Genomic DNA, 23,360 nt, shown 5'->3' with positions numbered 1-23,360 from the left:
TGCAACTTAATGAATATAATCTCTCTAATTCTACATAACGGGATAGTTCTTTTAACTCATGACAAACCTATTTATTTATCCAAATTCGTCTTAAACGAACCAATAATGACGTTTTTGTCATGAATGATACCCAAACTTGATCCCTTCTTTCATATAAAAACCTTAATTCCGCTAACATTGAGGTATTACGAAGGGTTTTAAATGGGTTTGACAATTACGCATTTATGCAATATAGTTTCAAATAGTTACAAAAACTTAATTATTCATTGCCGAGTTTCATGTTTGAAAACGGGGGAACCAATTTGGGTGAATTATTCTTATACATAGGAAATATAGGGAACCTTCTACCGAACCCTTAGCTAACTCCGTAGGCATCGAAGGGAGAACATTGATTTTGAAAAAACTGATTATCTCCATTTTTGGAGCAGCTGTATTATTTACATCCGGGGCAACAAGCACAGAGGCAAGCAGTATCAACTCCGTAGTGAACAACATGACAGGTATTCCTTACAAATGGGGTGGCACTACTGTAGCCGGCTTCGACTGTTCTGGTTTTATGAGATATCTTTTCAACAAATACAGCATTGAATTACCACGTACTTCGCAGCAGCAAGCCAAAGCAGGTACTCCCGTATCCAAGAGCAATGTTCGAACAGGTGATCTGGTGTTCTTTAATACAACAGGCAAAGGCATTTCACATACAGGTGTATATATCGGCGGCGGACAATTCGCTCATGCCTCCAGCAGTAAAGGTGTAAGCATCACGAAGTTATCGAATCCATACTTCAATGATCGTTATGTAACAGCACGTCGGGTAACTGGACAGTTTATGTATGATAAAATGTTAGGTAAAATGTGATTCACATACAAAAAGGCATCGGTTATTAACCGGATGCCTTTTTTGCACTTAAAAATGTATGTTGCATTGCTTACTAATGCAGCGCCTTCTGCACTCGCATCGCACCCTGAGACAGGGCATGTCCTCCACCAACAGCTCCAGCCACGGCTACGGTCTCCATAATCTCCTGATCTGTTGCGCCCTTAGCACGGGCTTCTTCTACATGGTAGAAGGTACATACCTCATTGTTGGCGAATAATCCAATGCCAAGCGCAATTAGCTGTTTTGTCTTCGCATCAATCACACCAGGTTGGAAACATTCTCCGGTAAACTCATGATACGACTTCACCACACCTGGCAGCACATCGCTTAATGCTCCAATCTGATCCTTGTAGGCATGAACTTTATCATTCATCAATGTCATGGCTTGTAGCACACCCTCTCGGCTATAGTTACAGATCTTCCTCACTGTACCTATCTTCTCTCCCGAGTGAGCCAATTATGCCAAGAAATCATGGTAATTCCAAACATTTAAAGCTCATGGCCCTGCCATAATTATCAGCTGTTACTCACTAAGTGGACTCTGGCGCGGCTCGCTGAACAGCTGATAGCTGTAACCTCGGTCCAGCTTAACGACACGTCGATTCTGACGACGGATAAGTACCTGCTCGCCATCCCAGGCAACCACAATCCCTTTCACGTCGTTCGATTCCAGCTCGTCCCGTACGACTCTAACTTTCTCACCTGACAGACGCAGGGCGTCCAATTCTGTATCACTAATCATCTTCATGGCTCCTATATTTCAAATTTATTTACAAAAAGAGACCTAAATGAAAAGTCATTTAGGTCTCACGTGACTGTATTGGACTGTCATGTCATTCGAAATTATGTCCCGACTGAAAGTTACCGCTGCGCGTGCTCTTTGCTGTCGTTCTTCTCGAACCAAAAATCAAGCACTTTGGCGGACATCACACGTTCTTCAAGGTACTCCACTTGATGCGGTGTAAATTGTTCTTTCCAAGAGAAGGACAACTCTTCGCACAAGCCTACAATCGTCAGTAATTCTGACCAGGCAACATAGCGTTTGTACCAGAAAAATTGAGGATGTTCAATCATATAGGGATAAAGGTCATCGAATTCCGTATGTTTACAATCCAGGGCACGTTCAAAATGAACTTTCGATTCCGCCAGCTTATCATTAAAAAATTGTTCTGTTGCCGGTTGGTTCCCCATGGTGTTGCCTCCTCTCCCTAACATAACCCCATTATAAATGAAATCGGCGGTCATGCAAAGGCATAGTTCAAAAAATAGGCCCTATTCCTTTAAAATGTCACATTTCGTTATCGTCAAATTGTACTGTTCCATCGTTCAGGGAACGAATGCGTACCAAGGCTTCCACCGGAATACCCTGTTCACGAATCGTGCGTGCCCCTGCCTGGAAACTTTTCTCGACCACAACGCCGAATCCGACGAGTTCCGCGCCAGAACGCTCGATAATTTTGATGACGCCACGAGCGGCATCTCCATTGGCAATGATATCATCAATGAACAAAATGCGGTCATTCTCATGAATGAACTCGCGGGATACCATAATGTCAGTTACAATTCCTTTGGTAAAGGACGGTACACGTTCACAGTAAGCATCAGGATCAGCCAGAAGTGTTTTTTTGCGACGGGCGAATACAAGGGGCACCCCCAGTTCATAGGCTACGGCAAACGCAACCGGAATCCCTGAGGATTCTACCGTGATTACCCGAGTTACTCCACTTTCACGAAAACGGGCAGCGAACTCACGTCCCATCTCCATCGTTAATGCAGGATCAATCTGGTGGTTCAACAGACCATCCAGCTTTAATACTTGATCCGAGATAACCACACCTTCTTGTAAAATTCGTTGTTTCAATAATTCCATGATTTGACCTCCCAAGCCTATCCTATGAGGTAAAAGTATCATATATCTATCTATAAGTTCAAGCGAAATTGCCTTGACGCTGTCCTTGGGACGCATTTCAAACCAAAGCTCATTATCGATTGTCATGACTTTCGTGGGTCAAGCATACCTTGTACCATGGTACCCGCATGTCCAAACTATACAGGGGCCTGAGAGGGGAAACACATGAAACAGGCATTTCGGGTGCTGCAGATCGCATTTACATACATTGGAACGGTTGTTGGAGCCGGCTTCGCTACAGGGCAGGAAATTTTGCAGTTTTTTACCCAGTATGGCAAATGGGCCACCATCACCATAGGCTTATCCACCATGCTCTTTGTCTGGTTAGGTACCAAAATGATGCTGATCGCTCACGATACCGGGTCCCGCTCTTATGAGGATCTGAACAAACATTTATTCGGCCATAAGGCGGGCAAATGGATCACCTGGGTGACCCTTCTCATTCTCATTGGCGTGAACAGTGTCATGCTTGCCGGAGCAGGCTCCGTTTTTGTCGAGCATCTGGGTTTGCATTATCAGACAGGTCTGATCGTCACACTTGTAGGGACATATCTGCTTCTCGGTCGGGGCATTCAAGCCATCCTACAAATGAATAGCATCGTTGTGCCCATGATGCTCCTGTTATCTCTGCTCATGATCACCAGTACGATCCATCATCCAGGTGCTTCCCGATTCATCACACTGACGACAGACTCAAACCCTATTCAAGTGTGGCTGTCTCCACTATTGTATACTTCATTCAATCTGGTGTTGGCTCAAGCTGTTCTTGTGCCTGTAGGTAACCAGATTCGTAGTCGGAATGTGCTGAAGTGGGGTGGAGTATTGGGTGGAATTGGCGTTGGTTTCATGCTGATGGCAGCTCATTTTGCCATGTCAGCTCAGATGCCCGGCATCATCCAATTCGAAATCCCGATGGGCAGCATTGCCTTTCAACTTGGATGGGCAGTGCAATCTGTATATGTATCCCTTATTTTCATGGAAATATTCACTACCTTTGTAGCCGATATCTATGGAATGACCTTGCAACTGAGACAACATATACGTGTCCATCCCCGTTTCATTACATTAACCATTATGCTATTGTGTTACTCACTCAGCCAGTTTGGATTCAGTTCCCTGCTGTCCATCCTTTACCCCATCTTTGGAACTATGGCATTAATCTGGGCTGCCAAATTGGTACTGAACCGCTGGGGCACCTTTCGTAAACGCAACAATATATAAATCTCACGGTCCATGTATTTCATGAATATGAGCATCCGTTTGCCTTCTAACCACAATTCACCGCGGGTACTCTTTCCTTAAACATGATAAAAAGCCGCTGTTTATCACAGCGGCTCGCACTTTTTGCACTACGTTTTAGGCTTGGCTAGGAAACTGTAGATACATCTTTTTCAACTCATTGACTGATCTACCGAGCGAGTAATGTGTCTTGGCTTTTTCACACGCTGAACGGGCAAGTTCATAACGATAAGCGGGGTCCAGCATCACCTTTTCAAGCGCTTCAGCTAATGCAGAAGGATCTTCTGCCGGTACAAGCAACCCATTACTACCGTTCTCGATCTGTTCCGGTATACCACCTACATCCGTACCCACAAGGGCAAGACAACTCAGCGCCGCTTCAGCAAAGACGGAACCAAATGCTTCTGCCCGTGAAGGAAGTACAAAAATATCAAAGAATGGCATGAATTCCTCAGGGTGCAGTGTGTAACCATAGAAGATGGTCTCATTATAGATCCCCAATCGCTGCGCCAATTCTTCCAGGTCAGGACGAATCGGTCCATCTCCAATAATATGTAACACATAATCATGACCTCGGCCCTTCAGTTCCGCACAAGCTTTGAAAAGAATATCCAACCCTTTTGCCGGAACAAGTCGACATACCGTGACCAGCTGTGGTATCGCATTATCATGAGGGATCGGCTTAAAGCGCTTCTCATCAAATCCATTGGGAATCACACCGATGACATCAGGTTCCTTCACGTAGGGAGCGAGATAACGACGGAACGAATCCGACACCGTCAAGAGGCGCTCTGCCTGGTGTTCCAGCTCACCATATATCGCAAGCAGGAATCGATGCTCCGGTCCATCCGTTTCAATGCGTCCATTAAGGATTAATTCTCGTTCATAACTGGAGTGAATCGTCTGAATGAGGGGTGTATCCGGGAAAACTGTTTTCATCGCAAGTCCTGCAATTGGGTGGTGGGCATGGATCAGATCATAGGGCTTCTGAATTCGCAGTTTGGTCCACCAAAGATAATCACGATATGTTTGAATATATTTTTGGACAACAGGACTATCCTGATATTCAGTCCAGTCAAACGTTTCGAACTGAACTTCCTCTCTGCCCTTATTGCGAATTCGCTTTGGCAACGAGAACAGATCCATTTCCCACCTCGGGGTTGTAAATCTCTCTTGCATATACGGAATCATAGAGGATACACCTCCGGGCTGCTCCGGAGGAAAGAAAAGCGCCTGCAGCAATTTCACCGTTAGTTTCCCCCTTTCTAACTTACGTACTGCTCTACTATCCATTATGACATAGGGAAGCCGGAACATCTATATTACGATAACTCGTATATACAACATATTCATGAAACGTCCCCATCAGAAGCAAAAGCTTTAATTCAGCAGTCCATCGCTTGCGGTTGTCGTCAACATATTCATAGGATCGTCAGAATTCTCAGCTCAGTGGCTCCACGGGCTTCTCATATGTACTGTAACCATCGGTCACTCCCAAAAAAGTATACCCGTTCCGCGCGTAAAAGGCGTTCAACGTAGCATTGCTCGCTCCGCAATCTAACCGAACAGTATGTTTGCCTTTAAAATGTATCCCGCTGCTGGACCATTGCAAAATGGACCGTCCTAAACCGCTCTGAGCATATTTTCTTCGAATCGCTAGCCGATGCAGATAAATTGCGCCATCCTCGGCATGAGCTTTTGAACCCCAAAGATGAATATCCCAAGGACTTGGCTGAACCAAAAGGATGACCATCCCCGCTACGTCCGCCCCTTTTTTAAATACAAACACATCCCCACGCCGAATCGCCCCTGCCGTATCATGTGAATCTTCACCTTTAAGCAAAGCGTTCCATTGGGAAGAACCTTGGCTCTGTAACCATTCGGCTGTCTCCACCAGCAGCGACATCACATCCTCCATATCTTCCGGCTTCGCCTGAACCGCTTGAAAACCATAGTTAATATATTCGCTACTGATCCTGAATGAGTGCATCATTGTTCTCCTCCGCTTCCTGATCTCTTTTAAACTAATGGTACTATACCGGGAAATGGATTTTTCGTCAAAACGAGAACAAAAAAAGGTAAAAGGCGGTTGCCCTTTACCCATCTATTCTGGCTTCATCAATAATCTGATTTCGATACAACATCGTCAGATGCAAGGTGTCAAACTCCATTTCCTTGTCCAACTCCTGCATCAACACTTCGACCAGGCTCTTTCGCTGAATGCTGGTACCAGGAACCTCGTAATCAATGTATCCCGTCAGATCGGAATGAGAAGTGTCTATTGTTGCTGTTCCCACAGGCAATCCACCTCGTTCCTGAAGAAACAGCTCATATACCCGGAACTCCCGATCCTTACGCTTCAGCATGACATAACATGTTTCTTCAGCAGCTTCCAACTCATCCAGATCCGATTCATCGGTATCCTCAAATTCCTCGGAGAAATCGCGATGTACCCACTCTAGCGTCTCGAGTTCGTTGCCCTGATGCCACATGCGGATTGTAATCGTATCGATGATATCTTCATCCAGCTCTCTGACAAGTAACTCTGCCGCAGCTTCCAATTGATTCTCTTCCGGCTCGTCATACCAGTGTATTTCACCTTGTACATCAGCGCCATATTGTTTTAAGGAAGCTTCTGCTAGTTCCTGCCCTTCGACATCATTGAATATATACGTCGATATGCTGCGTCCTGCGCTTACCATTTCCATCTCCAGAACCTGATCCCGATCTTCATATGTAAACGATTCGGCTTGTGAAACAGGGATTACCTTACTTCCACTGCTGTCTATATCGTCATAGCTGCCTTCGTCATGATTCATCTCTTCAGACGGCCACACTGTCTCTGACTCAGGCATATGCAGAACCGTATGTAATGAGCCACAACTAACCAGCACTTCATAATACGCAGCTTCCAACGCATCTGCAAGAGATCGGACATAGGCATGTACTTTTTCCACGATACGTTGCTCTGTATCATCTGGCAGAGACTCCTGCTCGATCTGAAGACTACCTGATAAACGATCTCCTTCTCTATACACAAGGAACAGTGAGCCTGCATATTGACCATTGACCATCACGTCCTGTACTTCTCCACCTGATGTCCGCAGGTCTGCAACCAATTCCACATCATAATTCATCACGTGTCCTCCTCCATTCCTAACGTTATTCTCTTAGGATGCCCCTGAGGACGGTAGATTATGAGGAAAGCGTGCATTTTAAGTATAAGATGTAGGGTTAGACGGATAACACATATTTTTGGATTGCGTGTGCCACACCCTGCTCGTTATTGGAGAGTGTAACCTCGTCCGCAGCAGCTTTCACCTCGTCCGGTGAATTATCCATGGCAATGCCTTTTCCCGCAAAAGTCAGCATCGTAATATCATTGAAGTAGTTGCCAATCGCCATAATCTCCGAAGGCATGATTCCTTTCGATTCAGCAAGCCTTTTAAGTGCAGCGCCTTTGGACGCTTCGGGATGCATCAGATCAATAAAAAAGTCACCACTCCGTGTCATATAATAAGGCAGATTCCAAGTAGACCATTCCTGAAGTACTGCATCCATCTGTTTAATCGGACCAAATGCAGTGAACTTCGCCAGCGGTTCTGTCATGTCAACCCACTTGGGTAACTTCAGCGGCTCAGCCATAAAGTTGTAATACATCTCACGTACCTGCAACCCCAAACCTTCCGGTTGATCCACATACAGACCAAATGCCGTATTGATGTCAAAATGTACTCCATTGGCTCGACAGTAGGATATAATCGGCTCCAGTCCTTGTCCATCTAATGCAAAATGATGAACTACCTCACGGGTATCGACTTGCGCGGTAACGGCGCCGTTATGCGTAATCACATATCCATCCAGTCCCATCTGCTCCATAAAAGGAATCGTGTTGGCAGGACCTCTACCTGAACACAGGACAATCTCTGCTCCCTGACGGGAAGCTTGGATCAAGGTCTCCTGAGTCCATTCGGTAAGTTCATGATGATCATTCAGCAATGTTCCATCTACATCAAGTGCAATTAATTTATAAGTCATCTGGCTTCATCCTCATCTGTTAGTAGTCGCACCCACCCAAACCCTCCCTTCCGAGGGAGGGCAGCTTTTTCCGCCTTCGGCGTTTAGTATCGGGGCTTCGCTTCCCTCCTCAACTCCCTGCTTCACTTCGTGAAGAGCGGGAGCTTTTTCGCCTTCGGCGGTTAGTATCGGGGCTTCGCTTCCCTCCACCACTCCCTGCTCTGCTTCGCGAAGGTCGGGAGCTTTTACTTCCGCAGAAGGCTCAACTCATCTGCGGTTAGTTCACGATAGCTTCCGATCGCAAGATCGGAAGCTAGTTCCAGCTCACCCATGGCTACGCGTTTCAGATAGACCACACGCTTGCCTACCGCCTGAAACATACGTTTCACTTGGTGAAACTTCCCTTCGTGAATAATAAGCGAGATCGACGAGATCGTACCTTCTTCCGTCTCTTCCTGACCGAGTATAGTCAGCTGAGCAGGTAATGTCTCGTACCCGTCATCCAATTGAATGCCGGCCTTGAAACGTTGCACATCCGCTTCATCCACGTTTCCCAGCACACGGGCTTCATAGGTTTTGGGCACATGCTTGCGTGGAGATAACAGATCATGGGCAAGTGGACCGTCATTCGTAAGAATGAGCAGTCCCTCCGTATCCTTATCCAGTCGTCCCACAGGAAAAGGATTGAACACCCGATCCTCTTTGCGCAGTAGATCCAGTACCGTCTTATCTCTGTTGTCCTCGGTAGCAGACACAACACCCGGAGGTTTATGCAACATCAGATAGATCATCTCCCGATACACAATCCGCTCCCCATCAGCTTCAATGACGTTGACCTCGGGATTCACCTGTACACCACTGTCTTTCACCGCTTTGCCGTCCACATGGATTCTGCCTTGTTTCACCATCTTTTTGAGTTCACTTCGTGTTCCCACACCCATATGGCTTAATATTTTGTCCAGACGCAACGTTTGTTTGCCTTTTCCACTCATACCGATGTCCACCTCCAGCCTGCCGGATATTCATTCTTCAGTACACCATCAAGCCATTTTCCCCAGCCAGCGGCATAACCATCTACACATACAAGAACGTACCCCCTGGCAAACGTATCCGCCTTGAGTACCACTCGTTCTTCTTCAATATTTAACGTTTCGCCCTTGAGGTATCTCACGGCTTCGCCATCAGCGGATGACAGATTTACGCTTCGCCGTGCTTCAGATGCATTCAGAGCACACGCAAGCGGATGGGACGGAACAAATCGTCCATTCTTGATCGTTCCCACAAACCAGCCTGGACGAATGACTTTCAGTCCCTCCAATCGAGCTGCACCAACCGATGATTGATACACCCGATCTCCATAACATACCGTCTCTCCAGTTAACTCAATCTCCAATTGTTCTTTCATAAACTGACTGTAGATCGCAACGGGATCAATACTTGCCGAATCAGCTCCGCGTCCATGACCCCGTTCCGATTTACGACCACCGTGATCTTTACCTTTTTTGCCCTGTTTACCCGAATTCTTGCCGCCGCCAGCCTGTCTGTCATGGGACTCTCGGGATTCGATTCGCAATAAACGTTCCTTTTTACGATCAGCCTTGGTTATAGCAATTGAAGAAGCAGCAATAGAGTGATCCTTGTTCCCCTCTACTTCAATCCTGGACACATCCACGACCTGCCCATACTCCATTGCTCCTTCTTTAACTACTCCAGGTTGATCTGTTTCTACTTCTTGCCCTGCACGATGCTGCAATACAGCGACATAATGTCCCTCTCCTTCCAAAAGGTGAGGCCACAATCTTGCGGTGCCACGCGTTTGATCCAGTACAGCTTCCGTCTCTTCTGCCTTCTCTGGCATCATCTGACGTACCCATTCCGGACGTCCTGGAGCGAACCCTGTCTCTTCAGGAATGTCCATTACTACGAAATCACGGTTTACATTCAGGAACTCCGCAATCATCGCTTCATTTTCCTCCGGCGCAAAGGTACATGTCGAATATACGATGGTTCCTCCCGGGGCCAGCAACCGTGCCGCAGTCTCCAAGATATCCCGCTGCATGAGCACACATTTTTCCACCGAATGATGTTCCCACGATTTCACCATGTCTTCATCCTTGCGGAACATGCCTTCACCTGAGCAAGGCGCATCAATTAATACTTTGTCAAAATAATGAGGAAATGCATTTGCGATCCGCTCTGGCGACTCATTCAAAACAACCGCGTTACGCACCCCGTACAATTCCACGTTCTTGGCCAGCGCTTTGGTGCGTTCAGCATGGATATCGTTCGTGACAAGTACACCCTTGCCCTGCAGCTTTGCAGCAATCTGTGTTGTTTTCCCTCCCGGAGCAGCACATAGATCAAGCACGCGATCTCCAGGCTCCACCTGCAATAATTCAACTGGAGCCATTGCACTTGGTTCCTGTATATAATACAAGCCTGCATGATAATAAGGGTGCAGCCCCGGTTTAACACCATGAGGTACATAGAATCCGGTCTCACACCACGGAATAGGTCTTAGATCAAACGGAGCAATCTCATCGAATTGTTCCATCGATATTTTTAGCGTATTCACTCTCAGTCCCGCATGAGGAGACTGTTCATAAGATTTCATAAATTGTTCAAACTCATCACCCAGCAAACTTTTCATTCGCTCAGCAAATATCAAAGGTAACTTTACACCCATATTCCCACTCATCCTGTCTTGGTAAGATTGCAATATCGTTTTATTTTATCATATCCAAGCTTTGCTTTCCTATCATATCGTATCTATTCCACTACAGCGTGTAATGTAGTATAATGGCAAGTAGATTGATTCCTGAGCAAAAATTCGGGTGTTTATGCATATTATCCCAACCTTTATTTTTGCCCAAACTATATTTCGATATGATCGATGGGGGATGTCCAATGAAATCCAAGAAGAAAAAGAAAAGTGCTGCGATCCTTATTTTCCTGGGTATTTTAATCATTATGATTGCAGCACTGGTTGTCGTAGACCAGCAATCCAAGAAACAGATGGATTCAGTGGAAAATGCTTATGGCATCGCTGCTTCCAAGCTTAATCCAGCTACACGGGAGCTACTTAGTGATCCCAACTATCAACAAATTATTGTACCCACTGATCTCAAAGCCAAAATTGATAACAAAGACAGCTTTTTCGTTTATTTCTTTGCTTCCGATTGCTCGCACTGCCGTGCAACAACACCTCAGTTGATGCCACTGGTTGACAGTGAAGGTATTGAGCTTCCGCAGTTCAATCTGCGTGAATTCGAAGCAGGATGGACCGATTACAATATCGAGTTCACGCCTACACTCGTCTATTATGAGGCTGGTGTCGAGAAAGACCGTATGGTTGGCGGACTGAAAGAGAATGGCAGTGACCAAGGCTACACACTGGATGATTACAAACAATTTTTCCAAAAATATAAAGGCAGCGCTACTCCTTCGGCAAGCTAACTGATAGATCCGTTTCCACAAGTATCTACAATCAGGCACTTGTATCACCAGACACTGTTCTGTTGAAGGACAGGCTGTGCCACCTGCAATCATCTGAATATGACGCAACATTCAAAAACACCCCGATCGTTCCCTTTACAGGAATCGTCGGGGTGTTTCATATACATGGAACTTCATATCCATGGGATGCTCATTTGAATGTTAACGCTGATTACGGTTCAACTTTTACTCTGATCCATCGCCTTCATCTTCTCTTCGTATATTCGCCCTCTGGTAGGACTCCGGCGCTGCGGAATATTAGGTTTTAGCTCAAGCGATCTTCTAGATATCTCTTGTTCTAAGACCTCATCAACAATTCGTATGGACAAATCCCTATAAGTCACAGACTGAGCGTCAGGCTCAGACAGTTGCTTCACGATTGCCTTTACTTCCTGTACCAAAATCCCAAGCTCAATGCCCAGAGTCGTAGCAGGATAAGGTTCCAGAAGATCAAGTGAGCTCTGTAACATCATCGTTCCTCCGCGGAGATTGCCATTCCTGAAGTGGTATAAACCAACTGCAATTTGCAACAACCCTTTATAGAGAGAATCCCGGTTCCGTTCAAGCCACAATTCTTCCAACACCTCATGACACTCGAAATAATCCTGATCCCGATTGAAGTAGATTAAATAGTCAACGTACAGTGGCTCATAGATGCTCATCCGGGTTTTCGCCCTTTCTGGCGTTGTTCAGAAGTTTCTTCACGTCATCCAGCAAGTCTTTGAGCCCTTCCATATCATGCCGTTCCCAGTAATCGTTAAATCGCTTCTGTGCTTCAATTGCTTCACTAACAAGGTGGTAGAAGTATAATTGATGAATGATATTCAATGTTCTTGACACGATATTGGAATCATCCTCAAATGCCTTCTGCGCCTCCAAAATCTGTAGACGAATTGCAGACATCTCGTTGTCCAGTATAAACGCGGCCTCAGCCGTTTTTTTCAGCCTGGTTCTCATCTCATCAGGTAACCCTTCCCGAAACTTGTAACTCAGCGAATGTTCAATGGTAGCCCAGAAGTTCATGGCAAGCGTCCGGATCTGTATCTCGGCCAAAACTTTCTTTTGTCCCAGAGCCGTTTGAACGGGATACTCAATAATCATATGGAAGCTTCGGTAGCCGCTCTCTTTGAAATTCGTAATGTAATCTTTCTCAATGAGTACCGTGAGATCCTTACGGCCTCGAATATACTCGGCAACCCGACGGATATCATCCACGAACTGGCACATAATGCGGATACCTGCAATATCCTCAATGCCTGTTTCCACGTCATCAAGCGACACATTCAGTCGTCTGGATTTCTCCAGAATACTGGATATTTTTTTGACACGACCGGTAACGAATTCAATCGGGGCATACTCTTCCCGTTTCTTCAGTTCCGCTCGCATTGTCTTAAACTTGACTTTCAATTCCTCTACCGCTTGTTCATAAGGAAGTAAAAATGTACCCCAGTCTCTACCGTCCATGCTTATGCCTCCTGTCTCTATAGCGTCCCCTGTTCTATTCCATTATACATGATGTTTGGTGGGGGGAAGAGTCCCGAACCATTTTACGCTCTTCCCATGCTTCTATATTTTCATTCCGGGGATTCACATTCCTTCTTAACGATGCTCCGCACCAACCGCTTCAGAGATATGACGATAACCGTCCTTGCGCAGCAACTCACGCAGTCCGGCATGAATGCGCCGATTCACCTCAGGTCCTTCATAGATCAATGCTGTATATATTTCGACCAAGCTTGCTCCGGCTTTAATTTTCTCGTATGCATCCTCACTTGTGAAAATGCCACCTGAACCGATAATCGGAAGTTTGCCTTCGGTCTGGCGATAGATCTGGCGAATAATCTCCGTTGAACGGTCACGTAGAGGTTTACCGCTCAGACCGCCAGTCTCTTTTGCATGTTGGTGGGAAAGTCCTGTACGACTGATGGTTGTGTTCGTAGCAATAATGCCAGCAACACCGCTGTCTGCAATTGTGCGAACCATATATTCAAGTTCCTGATCATTCACATCCGGTGCAATCTTCACCAGAACGGATTTGGTCGCTCCGCCCGCTCGTGCATGCTGCACGTTCATCTCGTTCATAACCGCAGCGAGCAGTTCCTTCAATTCATTCCCATGTTGCAGATTACGCAAATCCGGTGTATTTGGTGAACTGATATTAACCACGAATAGATCAGCATAATCGTATAGTGCCTGAATGCACTTCGAATAGTCCAGGTGAGCTTCCTCATTAGACGTTGCCTTATTCTTGCCGATGTTAACAGCCACTGGAATACGCCGATCCTGTAGACGTGCCAATTCACCTGCCATGGCTTCCGCACCAAGATTGTTGAAGCCCATTCGGTTCACCAACGCCTCATCTGGAGGCAAACGGAACAGCCGTGGTTGATCGTTACCAGGTTGTGCAAGTGGTGTCACGGTTCCCACTTCCATGAATCCAAATCCGATGGAAGAAAAGCCCGTTACGGCCTGCCCGTTTTTGTCCAGACCCGCAGCCAGACCAACAGGTGTAGGGAAATGACACCCAAACATGTCAACAGCCAGATCAGACGTTTCACGAACGCCGTACATCACACGCAGTCCGGAAGGAACCGGACGGATGCTACCCACGCCACTAAGGCCGCCAATAATCAGATGATGGGCCTGTTCAGGGTCCATTTTGAACAACAAAGGTTTAGCAAGACTTCTGTATAACAAATCACTCACTCCGTTCTGGTCCGGTACGCCAAAAAGCCGTTGTCCGTCTTTTCATATGTAAAAAAACACTCTACTCACAAGTTTATCTGTTTCTTATTAAAAAGGAAAGTAGTTTGCGCATAGACAGCACAAATCGAATAATACAAAATGCTCACAAGAAATCCACCCGCCCACTGGAAATGACGAGTTGAATTCTTTACAATGAGAGCATGGTTACTCTACACCAGTTCTATTCCAAATAAGGAGGAATAACTCATGGCTCCCAAACGTAAACCACCTGCATTACAGCAAAAGAAAGAAGAAGTGAATCGCAAAGCCATTGCATGGACAGCAGCCAGTGTAGGCGGCCTGATCATCATCATTGGTGCTCTTATCATTATTGCCAACATGTAGATGATTCAGGCTGAATCCATCTGATTCTACATATCAAACAGATCAATTCAGCCAGTGATACGTTTTGTTCGGATTATTCTGCTTTGGAACAAGCGTATGCTGATAACGCTGCTTTGCTTCTGGAACAAGCGTCAGATCTGGCAGTACATCTTCTCCAATGCGTACCGGAGTGCCTTGCGGAGCAAGAGCGAATAACTCTTCTACATCTCCTGTACGCATTCTCACACATCCAAGGGACTCATCCAGTCCGATACTGTCTGGCTCGTTGGTCCCGTGGATGGCATAATTCGTATTCGAGAGTTGCATACCTCTGCTTCCGAACTCCCCGTTCGAGCGTCCATTCGGATTGACCACTTTATCTGTAATGACAAATGAACCCTCCGGTGTTCGATCACCGCCAAGTCCCACATCATACATACGAACAATGGTATCCCCACTGATTAATGCAAGTTTATGTTTATCCTTATCAATGACAATCTCCAGCGGTTCCTGCAAAAAAGGCTGACCTCCCAGCGTATCTGCAAAAGCGGCATTGTTGCCTTGAGACAAATTCAAAGTTGTTGAACCATTCTCTTTACCACTCGAATCGTTCTTTCCTTCCTGTGCCTTTCCTTGATGCAAAGCTAACAGCTTCGGAAACATCTCGGTCATCCCTGACGCAGTCTCTCCCAGAATATTGTTCGGAAATGGCTGAGCCATTTGCGTTACACTCTTGGGCCAAGCATCATTTTTTTTGCGATAGGCAACGATTGCACTTGATAATGATGCAGCTGCTTCCTGCTTGGCGGTCCACGCCAAGGCCATCTTTTTGATTTTCGGTGTAATTTCAGGAGGTTCACAGTTACATTGCTTGGCATCATAACTCTGTGCAGTCAATTTCCCGCTTGTATTGGTTTGTACTATGTATTTCACAGGCATATTTCGTTTCCATAAAGACCAGTCATCCGAGGTTTGCATGCCCAGTACAGCAGAGGTCTCTACTTTTGGGCCAGACCCGGACCAGGCAGCTGCGAGCGCAGCCTCGCCATGATTACCTCCACCAAATGCCGCAGCAGTGAACACATTGCTTGGCGCAATGGATGCAGTTCCAACCTGTTTATCCGCTTCTACAGGCGCTTCGATGTCATCTGTGGATTCCAGTGCTGCTGACAGTGCGTCGGCCGCTTCCCGACTGAAACCCGGAGCGTCCGCAGGTGGCAGACCTGCCAGCACAAGCAGCATGAGCAACGTGAGCCACATTTTGCGTCTACGTTGTTTTTTCTCCTTTTGCTCAGACATCTCCACCAGTTTCTCCTGATAGTCTACCCAGATGTCAGCAGGAGCTTTACTGCGTTCAAATGCCTCATAAACCTCGCCCGCTTGCTGAAAACAATAATTGGCTTTGGCCTCCTGTCCTTCGCCCAAATACTCCTTTCCGAGCAAGTACCAAGCCATTTTATTGTCGGGATGTTTCTTGACATATGTTCTTAGATGAGTATTTTGCATCCGATCCTCCACTATTTCGCCTTTTTCCGTATATCATTATATATCGGCATAACCAGGCGTTGAATCCATAGGACTTGAGTACCCGGTGGAAAAAAGAGGGTTCGACAATGTTCGTCCTTGATCCATAGTCAGATAATCACAGTTAAATGAATGCAAAAAAAGCACCTTCCTTTGTCGTTAAGACAAAAGAAAGTGCTCTATGTTCATGTGAGAAATACTTAGCCTTCTTTATTGAAAGGCTCGTCCGCTACTTTGATTGAATCTGTAGGGCAGCCATCGCATGCATCCTGCATATCGTCAAACAAGTCGTCTGGAATAGCTTTGACACCATGGTTAGCATCGCCGTCAAAGATAACTTCAGCCAAACCTTCATCATCATAATCGTAGATGTCTGGAGCTGTTGCTCCACAAGCGCCACATGCGATACATGTGTCTTTTTCAACCCAAGTATATTTACTCATTTACATTCTCTCCTCCTAAAATTCAAAACGTACAGTGTTTTTATCTAGAAACATATTAATACAAAGTAAGGATAATTACAAACATTTTGCAACCACAAGTCTCTATTATCCCTTATTTAATCAAGACTTTGCAAGTTATCTTTTTGCAGGGAAGTACCGCGCACTTTATGATTACGAAGCAGCACGGAAGGATCGTCTCCAAGCATGCCTGCGGTCACAACAGCATTCTCACCAAATTTATCACGTAACTGATCCATAATCCGAATCAGATTGTCCTTCTTGGGCTTCTGCTCATATTCGAACAAGTCCATCTGTACAGCTGATTCTTCTCTTGGAATCAGGTTCTGAAGTGTCACACCCAGCATGCGTACAGGCTTGCCACTACCCCAATGCTTCTCAAATAGTTTACAGGCCTCACGGTATATGACCGTTGCATCCTCCGTAGGAACTTCCATTAGACGTGATCGGGTGATTGTCTTCATATCCGGTGTCCGGATTGTAATCTGAATACCCTGGCTGAACATTTCGTGCTTGCGCAACCTTCTGGCTACCTGGTCACTTATATTGAGGAACACCCGATGAATCTCATTCATATCCGATACATCCGCCGGTAAAGTGGTTGTATGCCCAATGGATTTATTGGCCTCACGTTCCGCGTGAACTGCGGAATGGTTAATGCCATTCGCGGAATTTTTGAGCCATGCTCCATTAACTCCAAATAGTTCGGTCAACATGTTCTCATCCGACTTGGCCAATTGACCAATCGTTTCAATGCCCAATTTTTTCAACTTTTCAGCCGTTTTTTTGCCAATGCCAAACATCTCGTTGCATGGTCTGTGCCAAAGAATCCGGGGTACATCCCTCATGCGTAAAATGGAGATACCGTTCGGTTTTTTCAGATCCGAAGCCATTTTCGCCAGTAATTTGTTGGGTGCAATGCCAATGGAACATGGCAGCCCCAATTCATCCTTGATTCTACGCTGAATGCTCTCCGCAATCTCCATTGGATTCCCGAATTGCCTTGAACCTGTAATATCAAGATAACATTCATCAATGGATGTCGCCTCAAGTTGAGGCGTATAACTATACGCAATCTGCATGAAGGCTCTTGAATATTGACGATATAAATGGAAATCAGGACGAATCACAATGAGATCAGGGCACTTTTTCATGGCTTGGTGCACAACCATACCTGTTGAGATGCCTCGATTACGAGCGGCATATGAGCAGGTCACAATTACACCCTTTCGCAGTTCACTGCTGCCCGCAACGGCCGTTGCTTTTCCTCTATATAAATCTGGTTCCTCGGCTTCATGTACAGAGCAGTAGAAAGCATTCATATCGACATGCAAAATCACCCGTCCGGCTGCAGGGTAATATTGATCCACATTTGCTGGAGGATTGCCGTCTGAAGACATCATGAACCCCCGCCCTTTCTTGCACACTAATTAATGAAACGAATTTCTTTCTTCTATAGTATATCAAACCCGTTATGTTAATTCAGTCACGAGCATTTATTTTCTGCGATATCTGATCAGAGACCGAATAATTAACCAGCCTACACTCACAAAAAGTATCAAAGTGATCAGAGCAATAATCGTATTTCCCCATAAAAAAGTCAAAATCACCCCTCCTTTTCTTCCATATATTCCAATTAAAACTCAATAATAGATTATAACATACATCCGGATTATGATTAACATCCTTCTTTTTTCTCTAAAATACGTTAATTGTTACATGAAACTGCGATTTCTATGTAGCATTTGGCTATAATGGTGCTATAATAATTAATTATACAAATTGACGACTTTAGGACAAATCAGCGCATTGAGTTTAACACAGTGTAGCGTTGCCGAATCGAAGGATTCGTCCACTAACGTACTTAACAGCTTTTCCTAACTTAAAATCCAAACTTTTAAAAGAGCGCTTTATCTCAAAGGAGGATCTTCATGTCAAAGGCCATTTCCATCTTCGATACGACTTTACGTGACGGCACACAAGGGGAGGGTGTCAGCTTATCGGCAGACGACAAACTCAAAATTGCCAAGAAGCTTGATGACCTGGGTGTCCATTATATTGAAGGCGGAATTCCCGGCAGCAATACCAAGGACATTGAGTTTTTCAAAAGAGTCAAGGAATTAAACCTGAACGCAAAGGTTGTTGCTTTTGGCAGTACCCGCCGAAAAGGCAGTGTTGCTAGTGAAGACGCCAACCTGAAGCGCATGATCGAATCTGGTGCTCAGGCTGCAACCCTGGTCGGTAAATCATGGGACTTCCATGTGCATACCGCTTTGCAGACTACATTGGAAGAAAACTTGTCCATGATCTATGATTCCATCGCCTATCTGAAACAGAATGGAATGGAAGTGATCTTTGATGCAGAACACTTCTTTGACGGATTCAAACATAACCCGGAGTATGCTCAAGCGGTCTTGACCAAGGCCCATGAAGCTGGAGCGGACTGGCTCGTTATGTGTGATACCAACGGCGGGACGATGCCAAACGAGGTGCACGAGATCGTATCCACATTGCATAGAAGCCTGCCTCATGCACATCTCGGGATCCATACACATAATGATTGTGAACTGGCTGTGGCCAACACACTCAGCGCTGTACAAGCTGGAGCCCGTCAGGTGCAAGGAACGATGAACGGTTATGGAGAGCGTTGCGGTAACGCCAATCTCGCATCCATTATCCCGAACCTGCAACTGAAACTTGGCTATGAATGTGTTACTGATGATTCCATGAGACAACTTACAAACGTGGCTCGTTATGTTAGCGAAATTGCCAATGTGAATATGCCGATTAATCAGCCTTATGTCGGCAATGCTGCTTTTGCTCACAAAGGTGGAATTCACGTCTCTGCCATCCTGCGGGATTCACGTACCTATGAACACATCGTGCCTGAACTGGTTGGTAACAAACAACGTGTGCTCGTCTCTGAACTTGCCGGACAAAGTAACATTGTATCCAAAGCACAGGAACTGGGGCTTGAGTTCGATCCAAGCAGTGCCAATTCACGTCAGATTATTGAGAAGATTAAAGACCTGGAACATCAGGGTTACCAGTTCGAAGGTGCAGATGCTTCGCTTGAATTGTTAATTCGTGAAGCGAACGGTGACATGAAAGAATTGTTCACGTTTGAATCATTCAAAATGCTTGTGGAGAAAACGGCGGGTAAATCCGTTGTTTCTGAAGCTTTTGTCAAAGTGAATATCGCTGGAACAAGCGCTTATACCGCTGCTGAGGGCAATGGTCCGGTTAACGCACTCGATAACGCCCTTCGGAAAGCGCTGGTGCAATATTTCCCTTCACTTGCCAACATGCATCTGTCGGACTACAAAGTGCGTGTTCTGGATGAGAAGGATGCCACAGCTGCTAAAGTTCGTGTATTGATCGAATCCAAAAATACGGAGAACACATGGAACACTGTTGGTGTATCCGAGAACGTAATTGAAGCAAGTTGGGAAGCACTCGTTCACAGTTTCCGCTATGCTTTGCTTCAAGAAAAATTGCAGGATGAGCCGGGCACACTCCCTATTCCTGCTCATGGGATAAGCAACCACTAAAGTGCATGTTCAAAAAAGCGTTTTTTTGAACAACCTCTTAACGCTTATTTCCCGGAAAATATAAAGAAGCCTCTGTACCCATGATTCATGGATGCAAAGGCTTCTTTGTTTACATGAAAATTAATTCGCAATTAACTTTTTAATCTTACGTTCCAACTCTTTCTCAGGTAATATGCCCAGAACAATCTCCTGTATAACTCCTCTGGAGTCAATCAGAACATTCGTTGGAAAAGCCACCCCATTGTATTGAGCATACACAGTCCCCTTCTCATCCAAAGGAATGGGGAATGTCAGTTGGTACTCATCCACAAAAGCTTTGGCATCCTTGAGTTTATCGTATGACGTTACATTAACCCCATACATGTCAAGCTTATCCTTGTATTTCGCAGCCATTCTGTTCAGCTCTGGAGCTTCCTGCTTACACGGCTCACACCAGGATGCCCAGAAACTGACGAACGTGGCCTTATCTTTGGCACCGCCCACACTGTACGTCTTTCCATCCATTGCTGTCAGAGAAAAAGCAGGTGCCAGAAGACCCGCACGTGGTCCCGTCTCTGTAGGCATCGGTTCTTCCTGCTTAAAGACGGCTGCAATGCCGTCACCCGCATTCTGGGCCAGTGCAATACCAACCAGCAAGACAACACCAAGGAGTATGTATATGTTTCGTTTCATAACCCGCCACCCTTTTATATAATTAGCATATTGAAACTGAAACCGTAATTTCTGCACATGCTAAGTGTTTATCACGCTCTATCATAGTTCACCAGAACATGATTCCCAAATGTTCTCTTTATTATTGTACCCTTTTCCTTTAAAATTTTACAATCCGCATCACAGAAAATAAAATGAAAAAGGACTCCTGCCGTAGCAGGAGCCAAAGAGAGAGGGGTGAATACAAATGGCAGCACTTCACGGGCAGCAAAACGCCTTCTACATCCCTTCTTCCGTAGAACAAGAGATGTCAAAGCACATGTTCCTTTCGCTGCCACAAGAAGCCTGCGGGGTTATGCTGGGTGAAACCGCAGCGGGCGGTATACGAATCAGTCGGTTTCAGCCCATTCGTAACGTAGCACCTGACCCGCTGCACCATTTTACTCTGGACGATGCCGAATGGATTCGGTGCGTATTCTCCGAGCCCAAGCTCATCGGTATCTTCCATTCTCATCCCCAGACCAGGCCTGTTCCTTCCTTAGAGGACTTACAAGCTCTTCCGGCCTTCGCCGGTTTGCTTCAGATGTACCTCATCGGCTCACCTGACCTTACAGCCGGATTAGTATCTCATATGCATCTGAACGGTTATCTGATTGAATCTTCGAAGGAATCGCAGGATCCGGCACAACACGTTGTGCCTTCATACAATCTGCTTCCCGTTCCGTTATGCGTGACTTAGCTGGGTATACAGATCACCCAAGGTCTCCACATTTTTACGAGTCATGTCCTCCAAGTAGCAGGACCATAACTGTGCAGTCATTTTTGAATCTTCCAGAGCATGGTGACGTCCATAGATCGGAATCCCTCTGGATTCCAGCAATTCATCCAAACCATACCCCGGCCTGCTTGGTTCAAGCCAGCGGGCCAACATCATCGTATCGATTAAACGATGTGTCAGCCTTACCTTTGAAGTCCGCCACAGAGCTGCATTCAGAAAAGCTCGGTCATGCGCACTTGCGTGTGCAATCAGAACATTTCCACCTACAAAAGACATGAAATCATGCAACCCTTCCAGCAAAGTTGGTGCGTCCAACGTCATCTCCTGTGTAATACCTGTAAGTTCAGTAATATGTTCCGGAACTGCGGTCTTGGACTGCACCACCGTATAAAACTGTTCTCCTTCCAGTACCACACCTCCATGTATACGGACCGCACCAAATGAGATAATCTCATCCCCGTGCTGGGGCGAAAATCCCGTCGTTTCCAGATCAAATACAACTGCGTCCAGCTCATTTAGAGGTGTATGCAGAACCTCAGGTCTGCGCTGTTCTCTCATCATAGAGCGGATAAACGCCATGTGTTGCGCCGTAGGGGCTCCCATAATGGAAGCGATGGCGGAAGGAACCCCTCCCTGACGCAGCGAATTCCAGAATCCTGTATTGCCCCTTGCCGGCTCTCTCATGGACGTCTCCTTTCTGCAAAACGCAACTGTCTTTGCAAAGCACGATGCACTCGTCGTACCAACCCGAGCGTATCCCTGAGCTCATAATGAATCTGTTTTTGTTTCATCTGTTTCTCATCCAGGAACCCACTGCTATGTTGCAAATCCCCTTGGATGACAATCGGTGTACTTCTGCGAAATTTCAAAGCGGCAAAGAAGGCCCGCTGGCATGCATCCAGTAATGTAAATGGAACAGCTTCAAGTGAAGTCAGTCTCTCCATTCTTTTTAACGTAGATGACTCCTTGATCCCATGTTGCAAAGCCAAATAACGTGCACTGTTCACCAGCGGAATGTACAAGCCATACTTGACATCAAATCCGCCTGCATGTTCACCAAATCTTTCTGTGACCACACGTCCGAGTACATTTAATGTAGCTTTATGTTTAACCGTATTGCGAAGAACTGCATCCGAAAGTTCAGGAACCAGTCTGAACTGTTCATAAAAACTCGTGATCCATTCCTCCGCCAGACTTTGTTCACCTGCAACAAAACGCATGTCTGAAGCAATTATCAGATTACGAACGGGCTCCCAATTCAGATCCGAGCTCCAATCTGCTAATTGTTGCTTCCATGACGCCAGCGTTTTTCTCCAGAGTGGCTCAGAGCACATGACTTTGCCTTCGCACTTGGCGTAACCAAGCTCTTCTAACATATCCGTCATTCGCTGTCCGAGCTGAGCAAAATATTCCTCTTTACCTTCTTGTGGAGTATCGCTAATGATCATGCCATTATCCTGATCACTCCATAACGTTGCTTCTTCCCTGCCGGAACTGCCAAATACGATAAAGGCATAGGGGACGGGAGGTTGGCCGAAGCCTTCCTCAACCATCCCCTGAATGCATAACTCTACTGCTTTCCGTGCAATCCGGTCATGCAGTTCATTTACCGTTTGGTACCACTCGATCGGCGACAAGGAAGCGGACAACAATTCCTGGAGCTCGTTCTGTAATATTACACGTGCCTGGCGCAGTTCTTGAGAAGACACCGCACCATCGATTCCCTGATAAGACCAGGAATAGTTTGTATACGAGATGGGTTCCATCATGTCCAGCCTCCTTGAAG

At 45.9% G+C, this 23,360-nt stretch carries 25 protein-coding genes and 1 riboswitch; of the genes, 6 read left to right on the top strand and 19 right to left on the bottom strand.

The features are described from left to right. Positions 1 to 257 precede the first annotated feature (257 nt). A riboswitch (cyclic di-AMP (ydaO/yuaA leader) is annotated at positions 258 to 389 on the top strand. 5 nt (positions 390 to 394) lie between these two features. After that, entirely contained in the window at positions 395 to 859 is a 465-nt protein-coding gene (locus NSQ20_RS10720) for a C40 family peptidase (RefSeq protein ID WP_036609611.1), read from the top strand. A gap of 73 nt (positions 860 to 932) precedes the next feature. On the opposite strand, the gene NSQ20_RS10715 is transcribed toward NSQ20_RS10720, so the two are convergent. The 4 genes from NSQ20_RS10715 to NSQ20_RS10700 form a co-directional block, all read right to left on the bottom strand. After that, positions 933 to 1,262: a carboxymuconolactone decarboxylase family protein gene (locus tag NSQ20_RS10715; protein WP_017689352.1), complete on the bottom strand. Its 330-nt coding sequence runs from the start codon at positions 1,260 to 1,262 to the stop codon at positions 933 to 935. Between the two features lie 141 nt (positions 1,263 to 1,403). Beyond that, positions 1,404 to 1,622: a hypothetical protein gene (locus tag NSQ20_RS10710; protein WP_036609613.1), complete on the bottom strand. Its 219-nt coding sequence runs from the start codon at positions 1,620 to 1,622 to the stop codon at positions 1,404 to 1,406. A 119-nt stretch (positions 1,623 to 1,741) separates the two neighbouring features. Beyond that, complete coding sequence (locus NSQ20_RS10705; protein WP_036609615.1) at positions 1,742 to 2,071, bottom strand: hypothetical protein; 330 nt, start codon at positions 2,069 to 2,071, stop codon at positions 1,742 to 1,744. Between the two features lie 97 nt (positions 2,072 to 2,168). Continuing rightward, on the bottom strand, positions 2,169 to 2,750 hold the full coding sequence (locus NSQ20_RS10700) for a xanthine phosphoribosyltransferase (RefSeq protein ID WP_339286395.1): 582 nt from the start codon (positions 2,748 to 2,750) through the stop codon (positions 2,169 to 2,171). A 204-nt stretch (positions 2,751 to 2,954) separates the two neighbouring features. Between NSQ20_RS10700 and NSQ20_RS10695 the strand changes: the two genes are divergently transcribed. Further along, positions 2,955 to 4,010, top strand: a complete 1,056-nt coding sequence (locus NSQ20_RS10695) for a membrane protein (RefSeq protein ID WP_036609619.1) — start codon at positions 2,955 to 2,957, stop codon at positions 4,008 to 4,010. 135 nt (positions 4,011 to 4,145) lie between these two features. Here the strand turns inward: NSQ20_RS10695 and NSQ20_RS10690 are convergent, their stop codons facing one another. The 6 genes from NSQ20_RS10690 to NSQ20_RS10665 all read right to left on the bottom strand — a co-directional run bounded on the left by NSQ20_RS10690 (position 4,146) and on the right by NSQ20_RS10665 (position 10,731). After that, complete coding sequence (locus tag NSQ20_RS10690) at positions 4,146 to 5,276, bottom strand: glycosyltransferase family 4 protein (RefSeq protein ID WP_036609621.1); 1,131 nt, start codon at positions 5,274 to 5,276, stop codon at positions 4,146 to 4,148. Between the two features lie 193 nt (positions 5,277 to 5,469). Next, positions 5,470 to 6,018, bottom strand: coding sequence for a GNAT family N-acetyltransferase (locus NSQ20_RS10685; RefSeq protein WP_340033016.1), 549 nt, complete (start codon positions 6,016 to 6,018; stop codon positions 5,470 to 5,472). Positions 6,019 to 6,124: 106 nt separating this feature from the next. After that, positions 6,125 to 7,165: a hypothetical protein gene (locus tag NSQ20_RS10680; RefSeq protein WP_340032412.1), complete on the bottom strand. Its 1,041-nt coding sequence runs from the start codon at positions 7,163 to 7,165 to the stop codon at positions 6,125 to 6,127. 97 nt (positions 7,166 to 7,262) lie between these two features. Further along, positions 7,263 to 8,066: a Cof-type HAD-IIB family hydrolase gene (locus NSQ20_RS10675; RefSeq protein WP_340032411.1), complete on the bottom strand. Its 804-nt coding sequence runs from the start codon at positions 8,064 to 8,066 to the stop codon at positions 7,263 to 7,265. 224 nt (positions 8,067 to 8,290) lie between these two features. After that, complete coding sequence (locus NSQ20_RS10670; RefSeq protein WP_036609628.1) at positions 8,291 to 9,037, bottom strand: pseudouridine synthase; 747 nt, start codon at positions 9,035 to 9,037, stop codon at positions 8,291 to 8,293. Beyond that, positions 9,034 to 10,731, bottom strand: a complete 1,698-nt coding sequence (locus tag NSQ20_RS10665) for an RsmB/NOP family class I SAM-dependent RNA methyltransferase (RefSeq protein WP_340032410.1) — start codon at positions 10,729 to 10,731, stop codon at positions 9,034 to 9,036. Before NSQ20_RS10665 ends, NSQ20_RS10670 begins: the two co-directional genes overlap by 4 nt. 221 nt (positions 10,732 to 10,952) lie before the next feature. Here NSQ20_RS10665 and NSQ20_RS10660 point away from each other — a divergent pair, with 221 nt between their 5' ends. Continuing rightward, positions 10,953 to 11,501, top strand: a complete 549-nt coding sequence (locus NSQ20_RS10660; RefSeq protein ID WP_074094461.1) for a thioredoxin family protein — start codon at positions 10,953 to 10,955, stop codon at positions 11,499 to 11,501. Between the two features lie 218 nt (positions 11,502 to 11,719). On the opposite strand, the gene NSQ20_RS10655 is transcribed toward NSQ20_RS10660, so the two are convergent. The 3 genes from NSQ20_RS10655 to NSQ20_RS10645 all read right to left on the bottom strand — a co-directional run bounded on the left by NSQ20_RS10655 (position 11,720) and on the right by NSQ20_RS10645 (position 14,237). Beyond that, positions 11,720 to 12,202, bottom strand: coding sequence for a DUF309 domain-containing protein (locus tag NSQ20_RS10655; RefSeq protein WP_036609634.1), 483 nt, complete (start codon positions 12,200 to 12,202; stop codon positions 11,720 to 11,722). After that, the gene (locus tag NSQ20_RS10650) at positions 12,189 to 13,004 is read right to left on the bottom strand and encodes a GTP pyrophosphokinase family protein (RefSeq protein WP_036609636.1); all 816 of its coding nucleotides are present in this window, start codon (positions 13,002 to 13,004) and stop codon (positions 12,189 to 12,191) included. The genes NSQ20_RS10655 and NSQ20_RS10650 overlap by 14 nt, the downstream gene beginning before the upstream one ends. Before the next feature lie 135 nt (positions 13,005 to 13,139). After that, positions 13,140 to 14,237 carry a quinone-dependent dihydroorotate dehydrogenase gene (locus tag NSQ20_RS10645; protein ID WP_017689366.1) on the bottom strand — a complete coding sequence of 366 codons (1,098 nt, stop codon included), beginning with the start codon at positions 14,235 to 14,237 and terminating at the stop codon, positions 13,140 to 13,142. 255 nt (positions 14,238 to 14,492) lie between these two features. Between NSQ20_RS10645 and NSQ20_RS10640 the strand changes: the two genes are divergently transcribed. Further along, positions 14,493 to 14,630 (top strand): hypothetical protein, encoded by a 138-nt coding sequence (locus NSQ20_RS10640; protein WP_017689367.1) that lies wholly within the window; start codon positions 14,493 to 14,495, stop codon positions 14,628 to 14,630. A 42-nt stretch (positions 14,631 to 14,672) separates the two neighbouring features. On the opposite strand, the gene NSQ20_RS10635 is transcribed toward NSQ20_RS10640, so the two are convergent. The 3 genes from NSQ20_RS10635 to NSQ20_RS10625 all read right to left on the bottom strand — a co-directional run bounded on the left by NSQ20_RS10635 (position 14,673) and on the right by NSQ20_RS10625 (position 17,994). Continuing rightward, on the bottom strand, positions 14,673 to 16,115 hold the full coding sequence (locus NSQ20_RS10635; RefSeq protein ID WP_340032409.1) for a L,D-transpeptidase family protein: 1,443 nt from the start codon (positions 16,113 to 16,115) through the stop codon (positions 14,673 to 14,675). Positions 16,116 to 16,333: 218 nt separating this feature from the next. Then, positions 16,334 to 16,576, bottom strand: a complete 243-nt coding sequence (locus tag NSQ20_RS10630) for a ferredoxin (RefSeq protein WP_017689369.1) — start codon at positions 16,574 to 16,576, stop codon at positions 16,334 to 16,336. A 116-nt stretch (positions 16,577 to 16,692) separates the two neighbouring features. Next, the gene (locus tag NSQ20_RS10625; RefSeq protein WP_100529310.1) at positions 16,693 to 17,994 is read right to left on the bottom strand and encodes a DNA polymerase IV; all 1,302 of its coding nucleotides are present in this window, start codon (positions 17,992 to 17,994) and stop codon (positions 16,693 to 16,695) included. 531 nt (positions 17,995 to 18,525) lie between these two features. On the opposite strand from NSQ20_RS10625, the gene cimA reads away from it, so the two are divergent. Continuing rightward, positions 18,526 to 20,145, top strand: coding sequence for a citramalate synthase (cimA, locus tag NSQ20_RS10620; RefSeq protein ID WP_047842385.1), 1,620 nt, complete (start codon positions 18,526 to 18,528; stop codon positions 20,143 to 20,145). Positions 20,146 to 20,265: 120 nt separating this feature from the next. On the opposite strand, the gene NSQ20_RS10615 is transcribed toward cimA, so the two are convergent. Further along, on the bottom strand, positions 20,266 to 20,817 hold the full coding sequence (locus tag NSQ20_RS10615) for a TlpA disulfide reductase family protein (RefSeq protein ID WP_100529308.1): 552 nt from the start codon (positions 20,815 to 20,817) through the stop codon (positions 20,266 to 20,268). A 226-nt stretch (positions 20,818 to 21,043) separates the two neighbouring features. On the opposite strand from NSQ20_RS10615, the gene NSQ20_RS10610 reads away from it, so the two are divergent. After that, positions 21,044 to 21,535, top strand: a complete 492-nt coding sequence (locus NSQ20_RS10610; protein WP_047842383.1) for a M67 family metallopeptidase — start codon at positions 21,044 to 21,046, stop codon at positions 21,533 to 21,535. On the opposite strand, the gene NSQ20_RS10605 is transcribed toward NSQ20_RS10610, so the two are convergent. Next, complete coding sequence (locus tag NSQ20_RS10605; protein ID WP_017689374.1) at positions 21,521 to 22,258, bottom strand: exonuclease domain-containing protein; 738 nt, start codon at positions 22,256 to 22,258, stop codon at positions 21,521 to 21,523. The genes NSQ20_RS10610 and NSQ20_RS10605 overlap by 15 nt on opposite strands. Further along, positions 22,255 to 23,343, bottom strand: coding sequence for a DUF294 nucleotidyltransferase-like domain-containing protein (locus NSQ20_RS10600; protein WP_340032408.1), 1,089 nt, complete (start codon positions 23,341 to 23,343; stop codon positions 22,255 to 22,257). Before NSQ20_RS10600 ends, NSQ20_RS10605 begins: the two co-directional genes overlap by 4 nt. Positions 23,344 to 23,360 lie beyond the last annotated feature (17 nt).

Source organism: Paenibacillus sp. FSL K6-1122 (genome assembly GCF_037977015.1).
Classification (GTDB): Bacteria; Bacillota; Bacilli; order Paenibacillales; family Paenibacillaceae; genus Paenibacillus; species Paenibacillus amylolyticus.
The sequence above is the reverse complement of the archived record's forward strand: the minus strand, read 5'-3'. Positions and strand labels throughout refer to the sequence as shown.

What these genes read in the sequence shown, in the direction of transcription:
- NSQ20_RS10665 (WP_340032410.1), bottom strand. Translation starts at nt 10,731, where the DNA reads ATGGGTGTAAAGTTACCTTTGATATTTGCTGAGCGAATGAAAAGTTTG.
- NSQ20_RS10650 (WP_036609636.1), bottom strand. Translation starts at nt 13,004, where the DNA reads ATGGACGGTAGAGACTGGGGTACATTTTTACTTCCTTATGAACAAGCG.
- NSQ20_RS10715 (WP_017689352.1), bottom strand. Translation starts at nt 1,262, where the DNA reads ATGACATTGATGAATGATAAAGTTCATGCCTACAAGGATCAGATTGGA.
- NSQ20_RS10630 (WP_017689369.1), bottom strand. Translation starts at nt 16,576, where the DNA reads ATGAGTAAATATACTTGGGTTGAAAAAGACACATGTATCGCATGTGGC.
- NSQ20_RS10600 (WP_340032408.1), bottom strand. Translation starts at nt 23,343, where the DNA reads ATGATGGAACCCATCTCGTATACAAACTATTCCTGGTCTTATCAGGGA.
- NSQ20_RS10635 (WP_340032409.1), bottom strand. Translation starts at nt 16,115, where the DNA reads ATGCAAAATACTCATCTAAGAACATATGTCAAGAAACATCCCGACAAT.
- NSQ20_RS10705 (WP_036609615.1), bottom strand. Translation starts at nt 2,071, where the DNA reads ATGGGGAACCAACCGGCAACAGAACAATTTTTTAATGATAAGCTGGCG.
- NSQ20_RS10675 (WP_340032411.1), bottom strand. Translation starts at nt 8,066, where the DNA reads ATGACTTATAAATTAATTGCACTTGATGTAGATGGAACATTGCTGAAT.
- NSQ20_RS10660 (WP_074094461.1), top strand. Translation starts at nt 10,953, where the DNA reads ATGAAATCCAAGAAGAAAAAGAAAAGTGCTGCGATCCTTATTTTCCTG.
- NSQ20_RS10700 (WP_339286395.1), bottom strand. Translation starts at nt 2,750, where the DNA reads ATGGAATTATTGAAACAACGAATTTTACAAGAAGGTGTGGTTATCTCG.
- NSQ20_RS10605 (WP_017689374.1), bottom strand. Translation starts at nt 22,258, where the DNA reads ATGAGAGAGCCGGCAAGGGGCAATACAGGATTCTGGAATTCGCTGCGT.
- NSQ20_RS10695 (WP_036609619.1), top strand. Translation starts at nt 2,955, where the DNA reads ATGAAACAGGCATTTCGGGTGCTGCAGATCGCATTTACATACATTGGA.
- cimA (WP_047842385.1), top strand. Translation starts at nt 18,526, where the DNA reads ATGTCAAAGGCCATTTCCATCTTCGATACGACTTTACGTGACGGCACA.
- NSQ20_RS10625 (WP_100529310.1), bottom strand. Translation starts at nt 17,994, where the DNA reads ATGTCTTCAGACGGCAATCCTCCAGCAAATGTGGATCAATATTACCCT.
- NSQ20_RS10685 (WP_340033016.1), bottom strand. Translation starts at nt 6,018, where the DNA reads ATGCACTCATTCAGGATCAGTAGCGAATATATTAACTATGGTTTTCAA.
- NSQ20_RS10680 (WP_340032412.1), bottom strand. Translation starts at nt 7,165, where the DNA reads ATGAATTATGATGTGGAATTGGTTGCAGACCTGCGGACATCAGGTGGA.
- NSQ20_RS10655 (WP_036609634.1), bottom strand. Translation starts at nt 12,202, where the DNA reads ATGAGCATCTATGAGCCACTGTACGTTGACTATTTAATCTACTTCAAT.
- NSQ20_RS10670 (WP_036609628.1), bottom strand. Translation starts at nt 9,037, where the DNA reads ATGAGTGGAAAAGGCAAACAAACGTTGCGTCTGGACAAAATATTAAGC.
- NSQ20_RS10640 (WP_017689367.1), top strand. Translation starts at nt 14,493, where the DNA reads ATGGCTCCCAAACGTAAACCACCTGCATTACAGCAAAAGAAAGAAGAA.
- NSQ20_RS10710 (WP_036609613.1), bottom strand. Translation starts at nt 1,622, where the DNA reads ATGATTAGTGATACAGAATTGGACGCCCTGCGTCTGTCAGGTGAGAAA.
- NSQ20_RS10610 (WP_047842383.1), top strand. Translation starts at nt 21,044, where the DNA reads ATGGCAGCACTTCACGGGCAGCAAAACGCCTTCTACATCCCTTCTTCC.
- NSQ20_RS10615 (WP_100529308.1), bottom strand. Translation starts at nt 20,817, where the DNA reads ATGAAACGAAACATATACATACTCCTTGGTGTTGTCTTGCTGGTTGGT.